The sequence below is a fragment of the Candidatus Zixiibacteriota bacterium genome (genome assembly GCA_029860345.1).
GTDB lineage: Bacteria > Zixibacteria > MSB-5A5 > GN15 > FEB-12 > JAJRTA01.
This window is the reverse complement of record JAOUBJ010000016.1, coordinates 1-23,890: the sequence shown is the minus strand read 5'-3', so window position 1 is coordinate 23,890 and position 23,890 is coordinate 1. Positions and strand designations below refer to the sequence as shown.

The 23,890-nt window shown below is 53.0% G+C and carries 12 protein-coding genes; 8 read left to right on the top strand and 4 right to left on the bottom strand.

Annotated features, from left to right (window positions below):
• Positions 1–328 precede the first annotated feature (328 nt).
• The 3 genes from OEV49_14650 (at position 329) to OEV49_14640 (ending at position 5,067) form a co-directional block, all read left to right on the top strand.
• A complete protein-coding gene (locus tag OEV49_14650; GenBank protein MDH3892314.1) occupies positions 329–2,608 on the top strand; it encodes a hypothetical protein in 2,280 nt (759 codons plus the stop codon).
• A gap of 289 nt (positions 2,609–2,897) precedes the next feature.
• On the top strand, positions 2,898–3,506 hold the full coding sequence (locus tag OEV49_14645; GenBank protein ID MDH3892313.1) for a toll/interleukin-1 receptor domain-containing protein: 609 nt from the start codon (positions 2,898–2,900) through the stop codon (positions 3,504–3,506).
• Position 3,507: 1 nt separating this feature from the next.
• Complete coding sequence (locus OEV49_14640; protein MDH3892312.1) at positions 3,508–5,067, top strand: TIR domain-containing protein; 1,560 nt, start codon at positions 3,508–3,510, stop codon at positions 5,065–5,067.
• A 45-nt stretch (positions 5,068–5,112) separates the two neighbouring features.
• Here OEV49_14640 and OEV49_14635 read toward each other — a convergent pair whose 3' ends face one another.
• Positions 5,113–5,628 (bottom strand): DUF6265 family protein, encoded by a 516-nt coding sequence (locus tag OEV49_14635; protein ID MDH3892311.1) that lies wholly within the window; start codon positions 5,626–5,628, stop codon positions 5,113–5,115.
• 519 nt (positions 5,629–6,147) lie between these two features.
• On the opposite strand from OEV49_14635, the gene OEV49_14630 reads away from it, so the two are divergent.
• Positions 6,148–6,747, top strand: coding sequence for a redoxin domain-containing protein (locus OEV49_14630; GenBank protein ID MDH3892310.1), 600 nt, complete (start codon positions 6,148–6,150; stop codon positions 6,745–6,747).
• 424 nt (positions 6,748–7,171) lie between these two features.
• Positions 7,172–7,885, top strand: coding sequence for a YIP1 family protein (locus tag OEV49_14625; GenBank protein ID MDH3892309.1), 714 nt, complete (start codon positions 7,172–7,174; stop codon positions 7,883–7,885).
• 159 nt (positions 7,886–8,044) lie between these two features.
• On the opposite strand, the gene OEV49_14620 is transcribed toward OEV49_14625, so the two are convergent.
• Positions 8,045–13,567 carry a T9SS type A sorting domain-containing protein gene (locus tag OEV49_14620; protein MDH3892308.1) on the bottom strand — a complete coding sequence of 1,841 codons (5,523 nt, stop codon included), beginning with the start codon at positions 13,565–13,567 and terminating at the stop codon, positions 8,045–8,047.
• Positions 13,568–14,065: 498 nt separating this feature from the next.
• Between OEV49_14620 and OEV49_14615 the strand changes: the two genes are divergently transcribed.
• From OEV49_14615 to OEV49_14605, 3 genes are all read left to right on the top strand, one after another.
• Positions 14,066–14,599, top strand: coding sequence for a sigma-70 family RNA polymerase sigma factor (locus OEV49_14615; GenBank protein ID MDH3892307.1), 534 nt, complete (start codon positions 14,066–14,068; stop codon positions 14,597–14,599).
• Positions 14,600–14,602: 3 nt separating this feature from the next.
• Positions 14,603–15,286, top strand: a complete 684-nt coding sequence (locus tag OEV49_14610; protein ID MDH3892306.1) for a zf-HC2 domain-containing protein — start codon at positions 14,603–14,605, stop codon at positions 15,284–15,286.
• A gap of 86 nt (positions 15,287–15,372) precedes the next feature.
• Positions 15,373–19,029 carry a CHAT domain-containing protein gene (locus tag OEV49_14605; GenBank protein ID MDH3892305.1) on the top strand — a complete coding sequence of 1,219 codons (3,657 nt, stop codon included), beginning with the start codon at positions 15,373–15,375 and terminating at the stop codon, positions 19,027–19,029.
• Between the two features lie 411 nt (positions 19,030–19,440).
• On the opposite strand, the gene OEV49_14600 is transcribed toward OEV49_14605, so the two are convergent.
• Together OEV49_14600 and OEV49_14595 are read right to left on the bottom strand one after the other, a co-directional pair.
• On the bottom strand, positions 19,441–20,280 hold the full coding sequence (locus tag OEV49_14600; GenBank protein MDH3892304.1) for a hypothetical protein: 840 nt from the start codon (positions 20,278–20,280) through the stop codon (positions 19,441–19,443).
• An 8-nt stretch (positions 20,281–20,288) separates the two neighbouring features.
• Positions 20,289–23,768, bottom strand: a complete 3,480-nt coding sequence (locus tag OEV49_14595) for a T9SS type A sorting domain-containing protein (GenBank protein ID MDH3892303.1) — start codon at positions 23,766–23,768, stop codon at positions 20,289–20,291.
• Positions 23,769–23,890: the final 122 nt, after the last annotated feature.

Here is a 23,890-nt window from a genome sequence, read left to right as displayed (position 1 = left end):
CCAAGCCGTTAAACATGAAACAGTTGTGGCTCGTCTATCGTAGTAACAACAGTATGGGCTGATCTGGGAGGTCGTCAGTGGGCGACCCACTTGAGCCTATAGAGACAGATACCTCACCTATACCGCCGCCGGACCTTAGATATTGACAAAAAGAGAGATATTTGTATATTGAAACGTACCTTCAAGTACTTACGAAGGCCGCAGACTGACAACAAGGAGGACCGGATGACATGAGAGGCTAACGCCTGGTCTCGCCGCCTAATAGTACCCTCACGTGATATATCGGAGATAACAGCAATTGTATAACTGGATAACTTGGAGAGTAAAAATGACAATCAATCGCACAGCGCTCTTGCTGGCTGTTCTAGCCGTGCTGGTCATGGTGGCCGGTGCCTCAGCCGGGCAGTTCGTGCCGCGGCCGGTTCAGGGCGAGAAAGCCACCGGGCTGCAGAAGCTGAACATCAGAGGGGATGTGGTCTTCGACGATCTGTCTTCCGAGATAGAACCCAACGGCGAAACATACACCAGCTTGCGCCAAGGCGGTGAAGATATCGCCACCGCCACACCGATCCCGGCCATGCCGTTTGCCGACACCGGTAAAACCGATGGTTACGCCAATGACTACGACGAAGCCTGCACCCAAACCTCAAGTTCACCGGATGTCGTATACTCCTATGTTCCGGTAATCAACGAGGTGATGGATATCAACCTCTGTGAGTCCAGCTACATGACCAAAATGTATATCTATCGGACCAACACAGACACGCTAGTGGCTTGTAACCAGTTCGATATCGCATGCACCAATCCCAGATCGGCCCTCTTTAACGTGCCGTTGTTAGCAGGTGCCACGCACTATATTGTCATTGACGGTTACAACGGTCAGTTCGGTGACTACATTGTCGCAGCCGAAGTTCGTCAGCCGGTAATCACCCAGGATGTTCACCCGGCCCTGGCCGACAACGGCTCGGGCGACCTGGTGCTGGCTTTCCGTGAAATGGCTGAAGATGGCGATCATGTTTACTGGCAGGGTTCAGCCGATGACGGCGCCTTTTGGAGCAGCGCGGTCTATTGGAGCGGGCTGCGTGATTTCCCGTCGGTAGACTATTATGGTGGCGACACCGCTTTCTTTGGAACGGAGATTACACTCGGTTCCGGAAACGTGCAACTGGTGGAAATCTCAAATGCCGCCGATCCGGCCACCGGCTACTCTCAGGTCTATTGGAACTGGGATTCGTATGGCTGGAACAACATGAAAGCTTCCGATATCGCCGCCCAGGATGGCGACCGCACCTGGAACTTCGGCATCATCTCCCATATCAACAGCACAACCTACACCTCGCCGCCCATCGTTGACGGACCGTTCGTGCATTACAAGACCGACACAAGTTTCGCGACGATCAGTTGGTACAACGACCTCGACGGCTGTAACGCGACCGCTTGTGATGTGGACGCTGTTACCTTGCGTACTTATTCGGTGTACGATCGTTTCGACCCGGTAGATACGACGTGGGGATTGTTTATTCGCATGGATTGGATGGCGGATTGGGACGACACTTTGATCTCGGGCGGTTTCTCCTATACCGTGGGTGAGATCGGCGAGCACGTTCAGAATCCGGCCGTGGCCGTCCACGACGGACATGTGCTGATCGCGACCGAATACTACACCACCACCGCCAAGGCGACATCCGACCGTGACATCATTCTCTGGAGTGCCGCCGACAGTGGAATCGGCAACCTGGTTACGTCGACAGTGGTCGCAACCGATGCCGATGAAACCTATCCGGAACTCGCTCATGTGACCGGTCAGACATATATGCTTACTTTTGTGCGCGACGATACACTGTTCAGCAAACTGACCGAAGATGCCGGCGCCAGCTGGGGTCTGGATTCGGCTATCGCCGGCCCGGGCGTCGGTGGGAAGTACCCGGCCGAATACTATGTAGTTAGCGCCCCTCGCTGTCAGGATCTGGCCGACGGCGGCAGAAAAGTGGTCTGGGAATACCAGACTTATCCCGATCCGGACAGCCAGATATTTATCAACTGGGCGGTTCTGGCCGCGCCGGCCGATGTCGACGATGACGGTGTCCCGGATGAGAGCGACAACTGTGTCGACACGCCGAACCCCGGTCAGGAAGACCTCGACGGTGACACTGTAGGCGATGCCTGTGACAATTGCCCGACCGATGAGAACCCCGGCCAGGAAGATGCCGACGATGACGGAGTCGGTGATCCCTGCGATCAGTGCCCCGGATTTGACGATCTGGCCGATGCTGATGCCGACAATGTACCGGATGGTTGTGACAACTGTCCCGGTGTGGACAACCCCGGTCAGGAAGATTACAACGCTGACGGTGTTGGCGACGCCTGCTGCTGTATCGGCGCCATGCGCGGCAACATCGATGACGGTATCGGTGACTTGATTGCCATTGACGATCTGGTTTACATGGTCGATTATATGTTCAACGACGGTCCCGCGCCGCTATGCTGGGATGAAGCTGAACTTGAAGCGCCGTTTGGTGACTTCGGTCTGGCTATTCCGGACCTGGTCTACCTGGTTGACTACATGTTCAACGACGGACCTGCGCCGGTCGCCTGCCCGACCTATTAAGTAGCGACCGACACGGTATTTACTGACGACATACAAGACAGCCACTCTGCAAAGAGTGGCTGTTTTTTTGGTGTGGGAGGCATCTTGGTCTGGATCACTTCCGACCGCTCGTTCGCTTGAATCTCTGTGGCCTTGACTTATAGGAGGGATAAGTTGTTGTGAAAATGTGTTGCATCGCACTATATTTCGTAGGCAAGAAAACAACCTCCGGGTGCTGGTTGGAAAAAGCGCCAGCGGCAAATAGAGCTACTCGTTTGACAACTGCATGTAAAAGGATATAAACCGAACCATGGCTTATCAATACGACATCTTTCTTAGCTATCGTCGGAATCCGGAGACGCTTCGCTGGATTCACCAACACCTACAGCCGCTACTCACCCTTCGCGTGAGTCTCGAACTCGGCAGGGACCCGGTTATCTTTATTGATGATCAAATCGAAGCCGGAACCGACTGGCCGCTTGAACTGGCCACCAAACTGGCCACATCGAGAGTCCTGATTCCTCTTTGGTCGAAGACCTACTTCAATAGTAAATGGTGCATGGAGGAGCTGTCAATCATGCTCGCAAGAGAAGAAGAAACTTCTCGCAGAAAGCCCGACAATCCGAGAGGGCTGGTGATACCGGGAATCATACACGACGGCGACGAGTTTCCAGCCGAGATCAGTCGAATCCAATACTTCGAGCTTCGAGAGTGTTTTAACGTCCGTATGGCCAAAGACAGTCCCAGAGCTGAGGAGTTGGATGAAATCTTAAACCAGCAAGCGCCAGCCATCGCCAAAGCAATAGAGGCTGCGCCCCAGTGGCAACCGCAATGGCCGAAGACAGCCGCGGCCGAGTTCTACCGGGTCTATTACAACGAGCAAAAACCAACCCAAACCGCTGTTCCGGGACTCGCCTAAGATGAGCAGTATTGTAACTTTCTACTCGTATAAGGGCGGAGTCGGTCGTAGCATGGCGCTGGCCAACATCGCCCTCTTACTCGCACGTCGTGGCCTCCGTGTGCTTGTGGTCGACTGGGACCTGGAAGCCCCCGGCTTGGAACGGTACTTTGCTTCAATGAAGATGGAGACCGGTGGGGCCGGCTTGCTGCCGCTGATTCTGGCTGCGGCCGATGGTGAAACGCCTGACTACCAAGACTACTTGTGGAAGGTGATAGATCATGAAAGTGACGTGGCTTTTGCCTTGCTCCAGAGTGGTCGCGAAGGTAATACTCAATATGCTAAAGAACTGAACAGGTTCAACTGGAGTGCATTCTTCGCCGAACAGGGGGGTGGGGATTTTATCGAGAACCTCAGGCACAAATGGAGAGAGCACTTTGACATAGTCCTGATCGACAGTCGAACAGGACTGACCGACGCGGGGGGGATTTGCACTATTCAGCTTCCCGATATCGTTGTCCCCATGTTTACGGCAAACTATCAAAGTCTGTATGGTGTCCGTGATGTAATCCGATTCGCCCAACGGGCCAGACAGGCCCTGGCTTATGATCGGATGCCCCTAACGATCTTTCCACTGCCTTCAAGGTTCAGCGTGCGATCAGAGTTTGAAGAATCTCAGGACTGGATTGATCGATTCGAAGAAGCGCTTTCTGAGTTCTATAGCGATTGGCTTCCCAGCTGGGCCAGTCCGCGCTCGGTCCTCGAACGGATAAAGATACCTCAAATCGACTATTTCGGATTCGGCGAGAAGCTTGCGGTGGTGGAGCACGGAATGAGCGATCCTGAGAGCATGGGGTTTGTGTACAATCGAGTCGCCGAGCTTCTGGCCGGTGACTTCTCCGATATTGAAAAGTGGCTGGGGGAAGAGGCCAGAGCCGAAGCAGAACGGGCAACCAGGCTTACCAAGTCTATTACCAGTCAGGTGTCCAGCGTTCCATCGGGCGAATATGAGTACGACATATTCGTCAGCTATGCTCAGGGTCCGATGCTTGCCGAGTGGATGCGTGATTTTGTGCGGCTACTGTCTCAGTGGGTTGAAGAAGCGACGGGGAAGCCGCTGAAAGTGTTTTTCGACGTTGGGGAGATCCAAATAGGGGACTCCTTACCGGCTCGCCTTGGTACCGCCCTTGCCAGGTCGAAACTTCTGCTTGTCGTAGCTTCAGCGCGATACTTTCACAGCCAATGGGCAATGCGTGAGTGGCTTACCTTTGTCCAACGTACCAAAATCACCGGCGCTAACCTGATAATACCCATAGTTCTCAGCGGTAGAAAAGTGCTACCGCCTGAGTTCACGAACTTCCAGTATACGGATATGTCCGATTACGCCTACTCAACTAAAGCCTTTCGAGAGACCAAGAAATACTTCGAGTTTCAGACCAAAGTTCGAGACCTGGCGCAAGATGTTGTGCAGATGCTTGAAAAAGTTCCCCCGTTCGACCTGGCCTGGACCATCGCCTCGGACGATGATGTTGACAAGCTTACATCACCAAAGTTCGATGGCCCCACCTTTCTTGATTCCTAACGAGGCGCTTCACTTGATCGCTTCTTGCCGGCAAGTCCGTTTGGATTACTCTTTGACCTGAAGATAGACGAACCGGGTCGTGTCGATCTTACCGTCGTGTTCCGTGGTCAAGGTCACCAGCAGAGTGTCGGTCGTCTTGCGATGAAAGGAGATACCTTCAAAGATGGCCTTGTTGTTTTGCATCTTCACGAATGGAAACGTCACCATATCATCTTTCGTTTCCCAACCGGTCAGATCGGCATTAAAGTGTTTGAGTTTGAGGGCGATGCCTGCTGAGTCTTCGGCGATAATCATCAACTCGTAAAAGACGATCCGGTCCTGCTGGATGAGTTTGAACATCCCCATCATGCTGTTGCCCGAAGGTGCGTTCCATACTTCCTCGCAGATGCCACCAAACGCTTCCCCCCGCCACTGGCCGGCGATGAACGCGAGGTCATCTACTTTAGTTGGGTCGTCGTTGGCTGAACGAATCGAGCCGGTGGGGACCAGTGTCCCAACGATCAAACAGACAAGGCAGAGTGACCCTAAGATCGGCCCGACGTATCTTTTGTTATGCATCATGTTCGGGTTCTCCTGTTTACGAAGTTTAGACGCTCCACATGTGGTCGGAGCTTTAGCCGATTCATTACAGGAAGATACTCTTTTTGTGATTTCAATCCAATGCAGAAGAAAGACATTTGCATGTGCTGTCGGCCGACTGGCCAAGTCGTTGCGGCGGGTCTTGCGAATTTGTGTAAGCGAATCTGTGTGACCCGCCGCACTTGTTCGGAGTAGAGCAGGATCGCCCAACACCACCGTGGCCGAAAATATCTGTTGACAAACCCATCTCGATTGTGTAACGTGGCTCAGGGAAAGAGGTGTCGGACAACAAACAATCATGGGCAACTGACACCTGTTGGTTTTCTGTCTCACGCACGGGTGGGATAGTCTCTTTCCTCTGAGGAATACCAACTGATCTGACCGACAACACAGAGCGCACAGGCTTGCATTTAACGGAGTCATGAGCAATGAAAATCATTGCTTCATGTAGGCGGATAGGTATGCCATGAATCCAATTCATGTCGGGAGCCGGAGGTGCGTATGAGCGACAAATCCACACGAACAAAAAAGAAATTCGCCATTCTCGTAGGATTGGGGATCATTGCCGCAGCCTTTGTCGGCTTGGTCGCAGGGAATGAGTATGTCGGATGGCGACTTGGGTCCGCGGCGGTGAAAGGGTCGGGTCCCGGTAATCCTCACGAAGTAGGTCTGCTGAAAGCGGGAGAGATGTTCCCGGATGTGGAGCTATTCGACCTGGAGGGTAACCGGGTCAGCACCCATCAATTCATTGGGAAGAAGAGTACGGTTGTGATGTTCATGATAGTTGACTGCGCGCCATGCACGCAAGCTATCGATCAATGGAAAACGTACACCGACACACTCTCGGCGGATTTGCAGCTGGTGGGTATCTGTGTGGCTGAAGTGAAACAGGCACGCGCCTACAGCGAAGAGTCGGATATCCCGTTCGCGCTCTATTGCGACACCGATCTCAGCTTCCATTCCAACTATGAGATCAGCCGATTCCCGAGCCTGGTCGGCCTGAGCGCAAACGGCGTCATCGAATTCATGCAGCATGGGTTCCACGAGGGATTTGATCCATTCGAAGTAGTTACTGCAATCAACCCCGGGGAAGAGTCATAGAAGGATCAGGCAGAAGCCTACTTCTGTGAAACCAGCAACCGCTTGACTGTTGAAAGGAGGTGAGTAACATGCGGAAAGTCACGACCATACTGTTGTGTAGTGTTCTTCTGGCGGCTTTTGCCGTCGGATTCATAGCGCCACAAACGCAGGCTATAGAAATACACTACGCTTGCAGATCAACCTACCTGTTCGCCGGGCTTTCTTACACGTGCTGTTTAGTTTCGGATACTGACTGCCAGTGTTCGTATGAGAGCTGCTACATCACTTCAGCCTATTGATCGAGGTAGGAGTAACTGTTTGTCGCTGGAGTAAGTCGACGTGCTCCAGCGACCGCATTGAAGAGCCCGCATCGACGGTCCGAAAAGTATTTTGTGCGAAGATTCTATCATTGAGATTCGAGGATATATAATGCGAGAGAGCTTTTATGGATAGATCGGTTACTGTCAACACAGATTACCGCCCCGTCACAGACCGTACCCTTTCCTTCCGGGGGTTGGCGGAGGTGTTCTACAGTCCGACGGCGTTCTTCGAAAAGTCAAAAGAACGCCCGAGCCTCCTTGCGCCGTTCATAGCGTTCGCTGTTCTCCTCATCACCTTTTCGCTGGTTACGATTGACATCAGTTTTGAGACGCTGATGGAAAGAACGCAGGAGCAGACGCAGGGTCGAATGGAGTTTACGCCGGAAGAAGCGCGTTCCATGAAACGCCAGGTTCTGGTCAATGACAACGTGGTTTTGTTCCTGGTCCCGCTGATTGCGGCAGGCTTGTGCATGCTCTGGGGAAACCTTGTCTACCCCGGCGCGGCCCGATTCAAACAAGTGCTTTCGGTTATGCTCTACGGCGAGGTAATCTATGCAGTCGGCAAGATTGTTCTGGCGCCGTTGATGCTCATTAAGCAAACCACGTCGGTGTCATTATCACTCGCCGTGTTGGCGCCGTACCTTGGCGAGAGCCGCCTTCTTCCCCTTGCCCTGTCCCGGATTGACCTGTTCCTCATCTGGGAGATTGTTGCTATCGGCATCGGCCTGTCGATCATCTACGACGTATCGCGCAATCGCGGCTATCTTTATTCGGTCCTATCGATGGGATTGCTTTCGGTTTGTTCTGTGCTCTTCAGGGCTGTGCTAATGATGCAGTAGAGAGACGATGCGGACGGTAGGGCGTCCGCCGCGGCGGATTAGCGGTTCCGCCAATGAAAGACGGCAGAACCAGAGGCAGGGTCACCCAACACCACCCAAAACAAACATGGGACGGGTCACGACGACCCGCCCCACGATGAAGCTCATGTTCGAAAACTATTACTTCAGGAGCATCATCTTTTTGGTCTGAACGAAGTCTTCGGCACGTATGCGATAGAAGTACACGCCGCTGGCTGCTCCGTTGGCATGCCATTCCTGAAAGTGGTGGCCGGCTTCGAGCCGCTCGTTCAACAATGTCGTCACCCGCTGTCCCAGGACATTGTAGATATTCAGCGATACGTGACAAGCACGGGGAAGAGCGAAGCCGATCTCCGTTGTCGGATTGAACGGATTGGGGTAGTTCTGGTGCAGGACGAAGTGGCTCGGCAGACTTGGACCGTTCGCTGAAGCAAGGACGGTCGGCAGCACTTTCCGGATGCTCTTGTCGACCGCCAACGCCTCGGTCACGGTGTAGCGTCCTTTGAGACTCGCTATCTCACAGCTACCGGCTTCAAGGGTCATAGGTCCGTCGAGATCAAGGATACCTATCTTCACGACGCGCCCGTCACTTCCCGACACCATGTCGATTTGATCACCGCCTAACTTGCGCACGACACCATCACCGTCTCCGACCAGCTCCAGTTGCAATCCACGGATAGCGATATCTGCATCCAGGCTGATAGTCGTGTAGCCATCCGCATAGTCGAACAACAGGGTGACGCCGGGGTCGGCCTCCGATGGGGCACAGAGTGATCCGCTCTTGCCGCATCCGGCCGGATCGGGGCCGCCGCTGAACATGTAGTCGACCAAAAAGACGAGATCGGCGATGTCATGCTGCCCGTCGCCGTTAATGTCGGCCTCTTCCATGCAATGCGGGGCGGGACCACCGGTGAACATGTAGTCGACCAGGTAGACCAAATCTGAGATGTCAATCAGATCACCCGGATCGTAGTCGATGTTTCCCCGAAGCGGTGGCATGCAGCAAGACACCGACACCGAAACCTTGGCCACAAAGGCATCACTGCCACCTCCGTTGTGAGTCAGGTCAGGGCCGATCTCAACCGGGAAGGATGCTTCGTCTGAGTTAATCGATCCTGCGATGTAAGCATTCCCGATCTGGTCGACCGCGACGCCATTACCCTGCTCGTCGGCTGCACCTCCGATATAGCCACAGTAATCCAAGGCCGTGCCGGCGGCGTTCACTTTGGCCACGTAGCCATCGGATGCGCCATTGAAGGTAAGATCGGGTCCCTGGATCACCGGGAACGATGCCTGGGTAGACCATGTCTTGCCCGTTACATAGGCATTGCCGGTGGCGTCGATGGCGACACCGTAGCCGCTCTCGAAATCCTCGCCACCGATGTACCCGCAATAGGTCAATCCGGTTCCGTTGACCATCACTTTGGCGATGAAAGCATCGTTGCTGCCGTTTTGTGTCAGGTCGGGACCGACTTCCACCGGGAAGGACACCTCGGTTGAGAATGCATCACCGGCCACATAGGCGGCTCCCTGTAGATCGACAGTGATTCCGTGTCCATAGTCCTGGTTGGAGCCACCGATAAACCCGCTGTAAACGAACCCCGTTCCCATGTAATCGACTTTGGTCACAAATGCGTCGTTGGTGCCGTTGTGCGTGAGGTCAGGGCCGATATGAGTGGGGAATGTAGACTCTGTTGAATTGGTGTATCCGGTAACGTATGGATACTGACCGTCATCCACGGCTATGCCATATCCGTAATCGTCGCCGGACCCTCCGACATAGCCACAGAAGATCAAGCCGCTGCCGTCGGCGGCTACCTTCGTTACGAAAGCGTCGTACTCGCCACCGTTATAGGTGAGGTCCGGTCCGACCGCGAGTTGCGACCAATAGTTCTGATCAGAGTTGGTGAATCCGGAGATGTAGGCGCATCCTTCGACATCAACGGCGATAGCCCTCCCCTCGTCGTACCCGACCTCGCCCAGTCCCTCACCCCAGCCACCGATATATCCGCAGTACACCAGACTGGTGCCGGATGCATTCAACTTGGCGGCAAAGGCATCGCGTGTTCCGGACAGACCGTAGTCCGGACCCACGATAGTCGGAAAACCATACTGAGATTCGGTGTAACCGGTGACGTAGGCACAGCCTTCGGCATCGACGGCGATTCCGCAGCCGGCATCGCTCCATTCACCTCCAATGTAACCGCAGTAGATCAACGAGTCTCCCTCGGGGCTGACCTTGGCCACAAAGACATCACCGTAATAGTTGTAGGTCGGATCGGGACCGACCTTCACCGGGAAACCCTGCGATGAGGATGAGAGGGTTCCGCCTGTGATATACGCGCATCCCTCGGCGTCCACAGCCACGGCATGACCGAGGTCGCCGGATGATCCGCCGACGTAACCGCAGTAAGCCAGATCGCCACCATCGGGCTGCGTCTGCGATCCGGTGATCTGGAAACAGTGCGGTCCGTCCCAACTGGGGAAGATAAAAGTCCCACTCTGAACGGCCCACACCCAGTTCCCACCCGGATTGTAGAAGGAGGAATCCACGCACAAATGTTTGCCGCTGTCGGCGTCCGATACTTTTGTCTGGATCCACCAAACCTGATTATCGAAAGGTGCCGTCATGCCCTGCAGGATAGCAGCGGCATTGAAACCTACCGTGTCGGCGCCCGATCCGTTGGCGCTATTGTAGTTGATGAAGGGTCCGAGGTCGAATATGCCTGACCATCCCAGGTTAATGGTGTCGCCGACAATCGGCTGCCAGGTAGCGCCGTCCGGCGAGTAGACTCTGAAGCCATTATTGATACCGTTTAGGTTGCTGCCGGGGTTGTATGTAAGCCGCATGACGAACTTGAGGTCTTCGCCTGCAACAAGATCACCGTCGTAAGAGCCAATAACGGTATCGAGCGAGATCGCACTGTCCACAAGTGGAGTCATCTTCGGCACATGAACACGGTAGCCATATCCGTTCGATTCGCTGCTGTGATTGCCTGCGGAGTCGATCAACTGAGCGTAAGGATCAATGCTGCCGTCGATGGTGGTGGTCCAGTCTCCCCAGACAGCTTCATTGTCGTTGTCGAACTGGAAGCGGAACTTGCTGAAGATGGCATTGTCACACGGCGGGTTGTACCACGACACCCACCACGCCGAACCTACTTTGTGCAAGGCATGTTGCCATCCGTTCGGTTGCACCCAATTGCTGTAGTTTGATTCGATGCTGTCGTACACTCTCACGTGAAAGTCACAGCGCCCAAACTCACCCGGTGTTACGTCATAGAAATAGGTGGATGGATGCGTCGAGTCGGGACCACTCTGTGGTTCACAAGTGACCGTATCGCGCACCGGAGGACGCGGATATACAACTACCGCCGCTTCCACTTCGGTAACCTTGGCGGTGGGATAGACCCATGGCGGCAGATCGTCGCACCAGATGGTCACCTGCCGGCTTTTCGCCTGCGGATTGGGATTGGTCCCTGGGCCGTATTTGTCAATCGATGTGCCTTTGGTTATGTAATAGTAATCCGGCATCTCCCAGAGACCACCGGGACTGATACCAAGGGTGGACACGTCGTAAACGTCGTGCGACACACTGATGCCGTCGTTGTGTCCGGTCGGATGATTGTGATTGGGTCCAAGAACGCGACTGGGCGGAAAAATCAGGGAGGTCTCGGCGGCGTCTTTGTCGGGATCGGATAATCCGGCCATGTAACCGATCTCGTCGACCCCGGCCATGGTGGTGAAATGACCGCCGATACGTTCCCAGTGTATTTCAAAACAGCCTTGCTGCGGCATATCCGGAATGATCTGTTGCACCTCCCAGAACCCGAGCAGCAGAATCACATCATGACAGTCCATCAACTCATCACGACAGAACTCGTAGGTCGGCATGTAGTAGGTGCTTTCGGCCAGTTCACCGTGACAGTTTTGCAGGTATAGCCACTTTCGTATACCGCTTTGCATACTGTCGACATGAGTGCCCGACGATGGAGCGACATTGGTGCTCATCAGTTCGGCCAGTTGCTCCACAAAGTCCGGTGCCGTCACACCGGCCGGTACCAGGTTCCATTCCGGGTGTAGAAGATGGAACCACCAAAGGCAGTCCGCCGCGGCTGTAGGTCCGCAGAAATTCTGCCAACCGCTCTGGTTCTGGTCAAAGTCCGGCATGTAGATACCGTTAGGTTCCTTCCACCAGATTTCCTGCTGCCCGTGGACAATATCAAAACAGACCTCCGGGGCGTCCGGATCGTTCTCGCTCGAATTAGGATGACCCTGAAAGTCCGGAGCATAGCTGCCGGCATCATCGTTGAACGACCAAGGGACGCTCGGCTGCATGAAGATGTTGTCAACACAGAAACCGTTGACCAGTTCATCCTGTCCGGGATCTATATAAACGGCCATCGTATAACAGAGAGCCTGCGGCATGTGAACAGGCAGCCCGGAGCCCGGCACAAACACTACACCCCCGATTCCGATGGAGTCCGATGACAGGTTATCGATCGAAACAACCTCCAAAAGTCCTGAATCCCACGCGCCGACAGCGTCCCCCTTTTCCTGGACATATTTCGAAGCACCGCCGTGGTTGGGATCAAATTGATAGGTACGTCCGATTGAAAATTCGAGGCCGAGGCTCATCGCGGTAAGTACAGCGTCGTTCATAATCCAGAATTCGACGATATTGGTGTCGCCGATGTAGGCAACGTCGTCGCCTCCGTTCAAACGAACTTCCACATCACCGAGTCCGGATTTTGCGTAATTGCCGCCGGACGCCGCCGACCGATCAGATGCGCCGCGCCGATTCATCCGTATCTCAGGGTCGATGATCAGAGGCTGCGTCGGATCATAACGGCCGAGGCTGAAACCGTACTCAAAACCGTTTTCGGTAGAATTCCGAATAGGATTGTAACAGGACGGCACTTCCACCAACTGGCCTTCAATCTGTTGATAGGCGAACGGGGTACCATCGACAATGCTGCCGAGCGGTGTGCTTACAACCAGTTGTCCTGCTTTATCAATCGTCACGCCGGTGGCTCCACGGTAGACCAGCCTGATCAGGTTGGGATCAGCCCCAGGTTTCACCACGAAGTCGTATTTCAGCCGGTTGGTCAATCCCGTATAAACGAGGTCGATACCCGGCCACAGATCACGGTGAATCAGTTTCCGAAAACTTGTAAGATCGATCATCCAATCTTCCGGCTGCCCCTTGAAGTAGCTGATGTTCGCCCCTGTTGGCTCCTGCCCTGTCGGGCGACTCGGCTCGGCACCGACATAGTCTTGTTTCACCACCCACCTTTGGTTGTACCCGGCTTGTTCTTTGGCGGCCGTCAGAGCAAAGGTAACACCATAGGGCGTAAAGTAGGCCGTCTTGTCGGTTCCTTCCAGGCAATAGCTGACATCCTGGTGCAGTTGACCTCGGTTCTCAACAAAACAGAGCGGTGCGTTACCGAACAAGCCGCCGATGGTGATTCCCCCTACCACTGGGTCTGCTGAAAAGGGTCTCATTCGCGGCTGGTGTTGGACGACCCCGCCCGAGACAGGCAAGCCCCTTCCTTGTGCTTCGTGCGCCGGTGTCTCCTCCGGATGAGGCGCCTGGAAGGCAGCGGCTATGCCGACAACGGCAACCGCGGCTAACACGATGGTGAAAATGTACGAGTGTCTCATGTCTTATCTCCCGTTTTTGATTGTGGTTCTCACTCTCGCCTGTTCATCTGATAGGTTCTTTTGATCAAGTGCCGATGTCTTGCAACAAACCCACGCTTTTGTTGGATTAACCGACGGTATGGGGGACTGTTGAACCCCATGCAATTCTCGTCATTGCGAGACCACGCGCTTCGCGTGGACGCGGCAATCTCATCACTCCGACATGCCGGACTTGATCCGGCATCCGTCTTCTCTTGTAGGTCAGTTCTCTCTTCTCTTGGAGACCTGACACGGTCAAGCCGTGTTCCTCCGAACTCGGCGGGTCCACGACGCGGCGCGCAGGCGAAGACGGACCCAGCCTACTAAGAACCGCGACGTGCATGTTACCGTTGGTCTTGTCTCCCGTCATTGGAGGTGTATGTGACCCGGCGCCGGGCTCCACCGAACCGGACTGCCCCTTGACAATCATCGCCAGGTGTCGCTAATTGAGATAGATACATCCAGTATTGACGGAGAGAAGTGAATCGATATCTGACTAAGGCCCTATCCGGTGATCGCAAGGCCGAGGAACAGTTATTTCGAATTCTGCGTGCGAGATTTTTGACCGTGGCCAAAAGAAGAGTTCGAGAGCCCGATGAGACCGAGGACGTTGTCCAGCGGGCCTGCGCAACGGTACTGGAGAAATACAAAAGCGCCGAATTCCATCAGGGTTTTGAGGCGTGGGTCTATACGGTGCTGCGAATGAAGATAGGCAACTACCTTCAGTCCAAGAAAACCAGAGCTGAAAGACAGGTCGACGATCCGAACAATGAACGCATGGCGACCAAGGCAAGCGTTCAGCCCGACTGGAATCTGGAGTCGGCATTGGTGGAGTGTTTGAAGAAGATGGTTATGATTCGCCGACAATACGCCCGCGCCCTGAGTTTAACTTACCAGGGATACGGTGCAGGCGAGATTTGTAGTCGTTTGAAAGTGTCGCGCAATAATATGTACTCGATTCTCAACCGAGGACGTTCCATGCTGAGCGAATGCCTCGAAACCGGCAAGGTGTGAGCTATGTCAACGTGTACCGACCATAACAAAGGAGCCCTCCTGCACGCATTTGAACTGGGCTTACTGGACGATACGGAACGTGAGCGGTTCGAGATGCATTTGCTTGAGTGCGAACACTGCCACACCCTGGTGGACAGCTTTGAATCGGAGGCTGCTATCCTCAGTAACAGCAATCGGGTGAAGGCAGCAGTGGATCAGTCCCTGTCCACAGGTGAGACCGGGGAGTCGTTATGGCAGATAATTTGGAGACATCTCTGGCCGAGTACGCCGTTTATGCTGAGACCGCTGGTGGCTTACCTGCTGGTGCTGGTCTTGCTGATCCCGGCCTATCGGGGATTTAGAAGCACCGATCAGGCATCCGTCAGTGAGTATGGACAGTCTCTCCACCTCAGCCCGATTCGTTCAGTTATGACAAGCCTGAGCAAGCAGAACGGCAGACATGCTCTTTTAACCTTCGAGTTCGACAGTTACCGCCTTGGCATAGACTACCGGGTTGTGATTGAATCGGAGGACGGCTTGATAGTCTATGCCAACCCGGAATTCGACAACTTTGACCAGCGAGAGGTAGCCAGCCTGGATCTGGATCTTACCCGTTTGGAACCAGGGCGATACCGACTGAGTATCTTCGAGGCGCAAACTGAAAGGGCGGAAGCCAAGCAGGTATACTTGTTCAAAATAACAGAGTAGTCTGTTTCCATGCAGGCTCCACCCGGGCCGCTGCGCCCCGCCGTCTGCGGCCCCGGAACGCTGAACGCGAAAGGTAGGCTATCATAGTGACCGTAAAGCCTCTGGTTGTTGGACTTGTCATCACCATAGGTTTAGGAGCTTCTGGTGGTTCTGCCCAGAGTTTTAGCGAATTGCTCACCATCGCCGACTCGCTGTCCAAGGCGCAACAACAGGACTCAGCAACGGTCATCGCAAGACTTGCTCTGGACATGGCCGAGAGTGAACTCGGCCCGGAGGACACGGCTGTCGCCACGGTTCTGCACCGGCTCGGCGTGTACCGCTACTACCTTGCCGATTACGAACAAACCGCAACATTGTGGGAACGAGCTCTGGCCATCAGGGAGAAAGTACTCGATCCGGCCCATCTGGACATCGCCAAAACGCTGAACAACCTGACCGCGCTGTACAAACATCAGGGCAGGTATGATGAGGCCGAAGTGGTCGGTACGCGTGCCCTCGCCGTATATGAGGAATCCTTCGGCTGGGACCACAAGCAGGTAACCGGTCCCTTGAACAACCTGGCCTCTCTGTATGTTGCCCAGGGCGAATACAGCTTGGCCGAGCCTCTCTACAAACGTGCTCTGGCTATCGGCGAAACTGCCCTGGGGTCGGATCACCCCAACGTCGCGCGCTATGCGCAAAACCTGGCCAATCTCTATGTGCGGCAGGGTAGGTACACAGAGGCAGAACCGTTGTATCAACTGGCCCTGACCATAAGAGAGAAGAAGCTGGGTCCGAACCACCCACGCCTGGCCACCACCTTGAACAACCTGGCCGTGCTGCACCAGAAACAGGGCAAGTACTCAGAGGCTGAAGCACTCTGCCAGCACGCACTGGAAATCACAAGGGAAGCTCTTGGGCCGAATCATCCCGACGTGGCCATTCGGCTGAACGACCTGGCCGTACTCCACAAGATTCAGGGCAGGTACACAGAAGCCGAAGCACTCTACCGGCAATCGTTGAATATCCGCGAGACCTCTCTGGGTTCCGATCATCCGCATGTGGCTACCAGTCTGAGCAATCTTGCCGTTGTCTACAAACTCCAGGGCAGGTACACGGAATCCGAGACTCTTCACAAACGGTCCCTGGCCATCAGAGAATCAGTGCTTGATTCGGAGCATCCGGACGTGGCGACCAGTCTGGGCAACCTTGGGGGACTCTATCTCGAGTTGGGGAAATACACGGAAGCTGAATCGCTGTACCGACGAGCACTGGCAATCAGAGAAAAAGCACTCGGCCCGGACCACCCTGAGTTCGCCTCAAATCTAAACAGCCTGGCTCTCATCTGCGCCGACCTTGGACGACTGGCCGACGCCGAGATTCTCTATCGAAGGTCACTGGCCATCAGTGAAAGAACGCTGGGCGTCGACCATCCCGACAACGCCAACATGTTGAACAATCTGGCCCTTGTCTATGCGACCCAGGGAAAATTGAGTAAGGCCAAAAAAGCCCACCAACGATCGTTGGCCATTAGAGAAAAATCGCACGGCTGGGACCACCCGATCCTGGCCACGACCCTAAACAACCTTGGCAATATCTTCCTGATAGAAGGCGACTATACCCAAGCTGAGAGGCTGTGCCTAAGGTCCCTGCGTCTCAAAGAAACGAGCCTGGGTGGTCATCACCAGTCACTTGCCACAAGCTTGAACAACCTGGGGAATATCTGCCGAGCACGAGCCGACCATGCCGGAGCGGTGTCATACTACCTCAGGTCACAGACGGTACTGGAGAACGCTCTTGGCCCGGATCATCCCCAGTTGGGATTGAGCCTCAAGAACCTGGGCGTTGCATACGCCGCGCAGGGGATGTTCACTCAAGCCGAGTCGTGCTATACGCGATCGCTGGCCGTTAGGGAACAGGCCTTGGGTCCCAACCACCCTCAGGTGGCGAATGTTTTGGATAACCTGAGCCGGTTGTATCACCTTCGCGGTCAGCCCGAGCAGGCTTGTCGCTTGGCCGAGCGTGCTTGTATTATCAACCGAAACAGCTTCATCGACAACGCCGTGGTGCTTACCGAGCAGGATGCACTTGGCTATTCGCAATCGATGCGCAGGTCGGTTGACAACTTCTTCACTTGTTATTCCAAGCATGAGGCCGCCGACAGATCCGAAGCCAGGAAGGCGGCCGACATTGCAATGACCACCAAGGGACTGGTGACCGACGAAATGTTCGGTCGACAACGAACCCTGGTGTCGGAGTCCGATTCATTGATCCTTATTCTGGCCGAGTCCTTACGACGGGCCAAGTATCGACTTTCTCGTTTGTACGTCAGTGGACCCGGCGACGATGTCGGAGAATATCGAACAGTAGTCGACACGCTCCGGACAACCATTGCCGGACTGGAAGAGGACCTATCCCGCAGCAGCATCAGCTACCGAAGGCGCCTGGACCGGGTCAACGTTGATACCGAGCGGATCCGAACCAATCTCCCCGGGAACTCTGTTTTGGTCGAGTATGTGAAGTACGATCAGGCTCAACCAGGCCGGGACAGTTCCATATCCCACTACCTGGCCGTCGTCGTTTCCGGAGAGGCCGAACCGGTTGTGAAAGCTCTTGGTCGGGCATCGACCATCGACTCTCTGGTGGAAGCCTATCGCCGACACATCTCTCGGACGGCTGCTTACCGCAAACTGCTACCGGAAGATCGTGAAAGCTACTTGACCATCGCCAGACAACTTTACCTCAGCGTGTGGCAACCAGTCCAATCGGAGGTTGCTGATCAACAGTTGATGATAATTGCCCCCGATGGCGCTTTGAACATGATATCTTTTGCCGGATTGGTTGACGATACCGACCGCTACCTGGTGGAAGGACACGCTATCCACTACTTGTCGTGCGGACGTGATCTGATCCGTTTGGATCATGAATCGCCATCCGGCAGCGGTCTGTTCGCAATGGCCGACCCCGACTTCGATGCCTCGGTCGCCCAACGAACTGTGAGTCCGGAGACCCAAAAACAACAGCCGACCGAGCCGGTACCAGGCCACAATTGGAACCTGCGATCCGGTAACGGAAAGTTCAGGGATGTCCTGCTGGCACCACTGCCGGCGACGCGAACCGAAATCGAACAAGTCGTTTCCGTATGGCGAGATTTTACGGAAGAGCCCTTCGAGACATTCCTCGGTCCCGAGGCCAGTGAGCGACGATTCAAGGCTGGGGCGCCGGGCCACAGGGTGATTCACATTGCCACCCATGGTTACTTCGTCCCCAGCCGGATTGGGCGACTCCCAACTGTTGACCATGATGATGCCACCATCGGATTGACCGACTTCAATCCACTGTTACGGTCTGGTCTTTTTCTGGCCGGGGCCAATCTTCTCGGTGCCGGTATCGACAGCACCGGCGCGGAGGATGGTGTGCTGACCGCTTATGAGGTCTCTTCGATGAACCTGGTTGGCACCGATATGGTCGTATTGTCGGCCTGCGAAACAGGATTGGGGAAAGTCTTGCAGGGTGAAGGGGTGTACGGTTTGCGACGAGTCTTTCAACTGGCCGGAGCCCGTACCGTTATCAGTGCACTTTGGCCACTTTCGGACAAGGTCACGGCCGAGATTGCCGGTGGTCTGTATGATCGACAAGATCAGTCCCTTCCGGAGAAACTCCGCTCGCTTCAATTGAAGAGAATCCAGCAGTTGCGAGAGCGGGGTCTACCGGATCATCCTGTTAGTTGGGCCGGGCTGATTGCGGTGGGAGACTGGCGTTGAAGGTATGACGGCCGGGCGTGAGTCATCACACGCCGAGCAGCCATCGACCATGTCTTTGCGATAGTCGAACTGATGGATATCGAAACAGAGCCCTGCATTACGTGTTCGGCTCGAATATTCTCGGACACAAATAAGCGGGCCATCGCAGACTATCTTGGAACTGCCGCATGAACCTATAGAGGAGATTGCTATCGAAGCGCCAGGGAAAAACATATTTATATGGCGGGCCATCGTGGACTATCTTAGAACTGCGGCATAGGAGTTTTACGGTGTCCCCGTTCTGAACTACAACCGAAAAAGGGGTCTGCGGAACGAGTTCCGCAACTGGGTGATCGAGGATGCGGCTTAAGAACCTACTTTGATTATCAGAATCTATGAGTGCAAGCGAATTTCTAACTTACTAATCGTCAATTACTTGGTGCAGCTATGGCAGTCCACTAACGGCGGTCCCAGTCGAAACATATGGTCTATCAGGTAAGTCAAATCGGAGATATCGACAGCACAATTGCCATCTACATCGGCTTCTCCGAAGCAAACAGATGGCGGTCCTGCCCTGAACAAATAATCTATGATGAAGATTAGGTCGCTTATATCTGCTGTTCCAGCATTATCACCATCGGCATCGCCTGTCACTCCATCACAACAATGGCCAATTGTAAAGCAGTAAGGCCCATCCCACTCCGGATATTCAACAAGCCCTCCAGGCGCTGCCCATTTCCAATATCCACCTGTTCGGAAAAAACTTGTATCAATACAAATGTGTTTCCCAATGTCTGCACCTACGAATTGTCCGATTGCTATACTATATGGCACGCCATCAAAACCTGGTGGTAATCCCTCTCCGGTTATAAAGGCACCTGCAATTCCTATCGTGTCACGACGAGGGATTGCAGTACCTATAAAGCTGTTCATTACAAATATGGCATCAAAATTAGAGGATGGAATCAGTCCACTAATCGTGTCTCCAAATACTGGTCCACTCCAGTCAGCGCCGTCGGGAGAATTAATAACAAAGCCATTACTGATATTCCAGCTGTTTTCAAAAGCATTAGTGTATCGCAGGGAAAAGACGACATTAACACCTATCTGGATCGAATCCCCTCCAAATTCTCCGGCCACGCTTTCCAGCGAAATCGTCCCAGCTGGTTGTCCATATGCTTTCAATGGGGCGAAGCTCAATGCAAATACGACTTGCATCAAAAACTTGACACTTGTCACAGAATTTGTTCTCTTCGACTTTATTAAATCCACTGCCAGACTCACTTCAGCAAGAGCATTTTCTTAGTTGCGAGATAATCACCTGCAACGATTCGATATAAGTATACTCCGCTTGCAACCTCATTGCCGGCATCGTTGCGACTATCCCATTCTATTTCGTAATCACCCGGAGGATGGTTCCGATTAGTTAGTGTTTTGACCTCCTGTCCTAACACATTGTAAATCACTAATTCAACATTAGATGCTTTTGGAAGACTAAAGTAGATAACTGTTTTAGGGTTAAACGGATTCGGAAAATTCTGGCTCAATGAAAACTCTTTGGGAAGCGTTGGCTCGGTCGTTGAGTTAATGTCTGCAAGAATGCTGTTGAATGCAATATCAGCAGCTCTTGCTGATTCAAGCCGGAACTTTCCCGGTATTCGAACAGCTTCGGTTTTTCCAGCTTTAATCGTGTTGGGGCCATTCTTGTCAAAAATCCCAATCCTGACCACAGACTCAACCTGACCAAAGATCATATCCAGACTATCATTCACAAGTTTCATCGGTTTGGCAAGATCCGTCCCAACAAGGGTCAACTCCAGCCCTCGCAATGAAGCCGAAGCATCGACAGAAACAGTCGTGTATAAACTATCGACGGTCGCATTGACAGCCACTGACACACTGGAAGTTTGATTCGTTTTAGCTGCAGGTGGGTCGCAGGTAATTGGAGACAACGAAACGTACAAGTAGTCGATCAGGCGAGTCAAGTCTGCAATGTCCACTTGATTGTCATGGGTGAGTTCTGCGGCATAGAGTGGATTTAATGGAACCAAGTTTATGAAGAGATGATCTATTAACATTGTCACATCTGAGATATCGATTAATTCATTCCCATCCAGATCACCTCTATCTCGAACAATGAATACTGAGGCATCTGCTGTTCCAGCATATTCTCCATCCATTCCATAAGCTACGAAAATGACACGACCTGTGTCATAGCAATTAATGATTTCTGGGTGGGAAATAATGCCGAAAATTGTGTCTGGCACCGCGTAAAAAGAGGATGAGTCTTCCAATTCAACGCTCCAACCCGCTGGGAAAAACTCAAACATTGTGATTAATAGGGAGTCACCAAAAGCATCACCCAATGGGATAAAAAATGGATATATATCTCCGTCATCCTGATCACGAAACGGAACAGCATCATGTTCACCAGGATCATCACCATGAGGACATCCAAAGGACGATCCAGGGGCACATCCTCCAAACACATGTGCCATTGCTCGGCAACCTGGAGCAGTCTGAGGACACGGGTCATTTGCGTCAGGTATTCCGTCCCCGTCTGAATCTCCTCCAGGCCTTGGACGAGCATCGGTATTTAGTTGTCGTCCCGCACTTGGTGCAGGAGGTGGCGGTTCATCATAACAATAGAACCCATCACCCAGGCCACCAACTGCAGCTCCGTATATTGGTCCAAGGTAGAGCCCCAACATGTCGCAGCCCATCATACAAGCAGCTAGCCGACTGTCAGCAATTAGCCGATCAGTTTCTGTACCACCACCACCGGCACAATAAGCAATATCATGAGTGTTACAGCATTGAGTGTGACAATCTGTAAAATCTGGCACGAGTACATTGAGTACTCCTTCTGGGCCGCAACCGTTGGGTGAAGGATCGCAATCACATGGTTCCGAGTGACTGTATTTCAGGACTGCTTGTGAGTCTGAGTTCAGTCTGAACATATCTCTGAGTATCACAAGCGTGGCAGATAAGCGACGAAGTACGGTATCCTGTTTTGTCCCTAGGTATTCAGTAAATCCTGTCTCCCACCTGTTCGCGGCCATGTCTGCAACTGGCGATGAAAGAAGTTGTATTAAGCCACTTGCCTCATAAGAAGCTAGTGTTGAATACTGTTCTTTTGTTAGTCCCATAAGCCGCAATGTCGAATAATCCTGTTCACCGGTCACTGAATCAACGCGAACCTCATTTAAGATTTGGCCCTCCGAACTTTTTAACCAAGCCCAGGTTTCTCCCATCTCCATACTAAATCCATAAAGCAGAGTATCACTCGATACACTGCGAACTGAGGATTTACTCAGTGAAAATCGTGGGAAAGCCCGGATTTGAAAGCAGCCGTGTCCGCTAGCTGGAACAGTGAAAGGGAATGAAGCGATGGCCGTATCAAGGGCAAAGAGAGGAAATGCTGAAGCTGTCCCAATTTGATTCCAAGTTGAGGCTATTCCAAAACCCGCATTAAGAAACACGACGCTGTCTATAACCATATCCTCTGAAGAACTACTGGTAAAGGATGCGATGATTGACAAAGTATCTCCAGAATAGATGTAGCCAGATCCAGGTGCTGTTGTCAACGTCACACGTAAATAGTTTGAAGGACCTTCGAGACAGTTTTGTCCAAGGTGATTACTAAATACTGCCCAATCTGCTCCATCGACTATTCCATCGAGATTGTAATCACTGCAAAAGGTTCCGTTGAAGTCTTGAGAGTTAATTGAGAGGCTTCCGTTGGGATCGAGTGATCTGATGGCAACCTTTGCAATCATCCCGTGTGACGTCACCACCTTGACTGAGTCCTGAGTGCAACCGCCGGCATTGACCCAGAAGCGAATGTTTCCGTCAAGACCCGACACACCCGTTGCTGGCACAATCGGCCACGCCGCTTCGGAGGGACACCCGACAACTCCATTGCATTCAGTAAAGTCCAGCCAGACATCGTTTGAGCCCGCGACTGGTTGGCCAGATTGATCGCTGAGATTTACCACAAATGGGATATTCCCAGCAGGTGATAGAATGATGTGAGTTTGTGTTGACACTATGTCCGATGAATCGGCTAACAAAACAACTCCAGAATCTCTATAATTGACTCCAATCAGTGTCGTATCCAAGCCCTGAAAATCAGAAAACGTCCCTACGTGAGAATTGTAGTCAATAACTTGGAAACTGTCTCCGACAATTGGTTCAAATAGATTGAAATAACTTACGCTTAGGGTTCCGTTAAGTGTTGCTTCACCGTTTACATCCAAAACGGCATAGTCTGTCGTTGGGACAGTGCCTCCAATTTCAATCTCAATAGTGCCACTGGCGGTTTGCACAAAGTCACCATTAACTGTCATTTCTCCGGCAGACGCACCAGGTGAAAAAACCCCAGCATTTTGTATAAAACCATTAATAGTACCCCCTCCCAAGCATTGAGCACCTGCACTTACAAAAAGCGACTCTGCACTAAGCACTCCACCAGATTCAACCGTGACAAGTCCTTGATCATGAAAGTAAAGACTGTCGAAAGTTGTTTGGCCCCCTGAACGAATGAGCAAGTCATTGCATCTAAAATCTGCACCACCGTTGACCCAAAATACTGTACCGCTTCTAATAGTTGTCGTAGTTAGCACTCTCAAAAATGGTTGAGTTGTGCCGTGTTGTTCGGCCCGTGCAGTGCTGTACAAGTCGAGTGCCGATATTGTGTCTAGGTTAGTAAAAAGTGGGGTATATTTGGACGAACCATAATTCTCGTTGTCAATTTCCACTCTTCCATAAGTTTCGGTACTGTCCTTGAAGTAGATGGTTCCCGCTGATCCCGGTCGAGTTGCACCACCACGAACATAGATATGTGTCTGGTCAAACCCGGAGATGTCTGAGTAGTACACGG

Coding starts and splice junctions, on each gene's coding strand:
- OEV49_14650 (MDH3892314.1), top strand. CDS start 329: ATGACAATCAATCGCACAGCGCTCTTGCTGGCTGTTCTAGCCGTGCTG.
- OEV49_14645 (MDH3892313.1), top strand. CDS start 2,898: ATGGCTTATCAATACGACATCTTTCTTAGCTATCGTCGGAATCCGGAG.
- OEV49_14640 (MDH3892312.1), top strand. CDS start 3,508: ATGAGCAGTATTGTAACTTTCTACTCGTATAAGGGCGGAGTCGGTCGT.
- OEV49_14635 (MDH3892311.1), bottom strand. CDS start 5,628: ATGATGCATAACAAAAGATACGTCGGGCCGATCTTAGGGTCACTCTGC.
- OEV49_14630 (MDH3892310.1), top strand. CDS start 6,148: ATGAGCGACAAATCCACACGAACAAAAAAGAAATTCGCCATTCTCGTA.
- OEV49_14625 (MDH3892309.1), top strand. CDS start 7,172: ATGGATAGATCGGTTACTGTCAACACAGATTACCGCCCCGTCACAGAC.
- OEV49_14620 (MDH3892308.1), bottom strand. CDS start 13,567: ATGAGACACTCGTACATTTTCACCATCGTGTTAGCCGCGGTTGCCGTT.
- OEV49_14610 (MDH3892306.1), top strand. CDS start 14,603: ATGTCAACGTGTACCGACCATAACAAAGGAGCCCTCCTGCACGCATTT.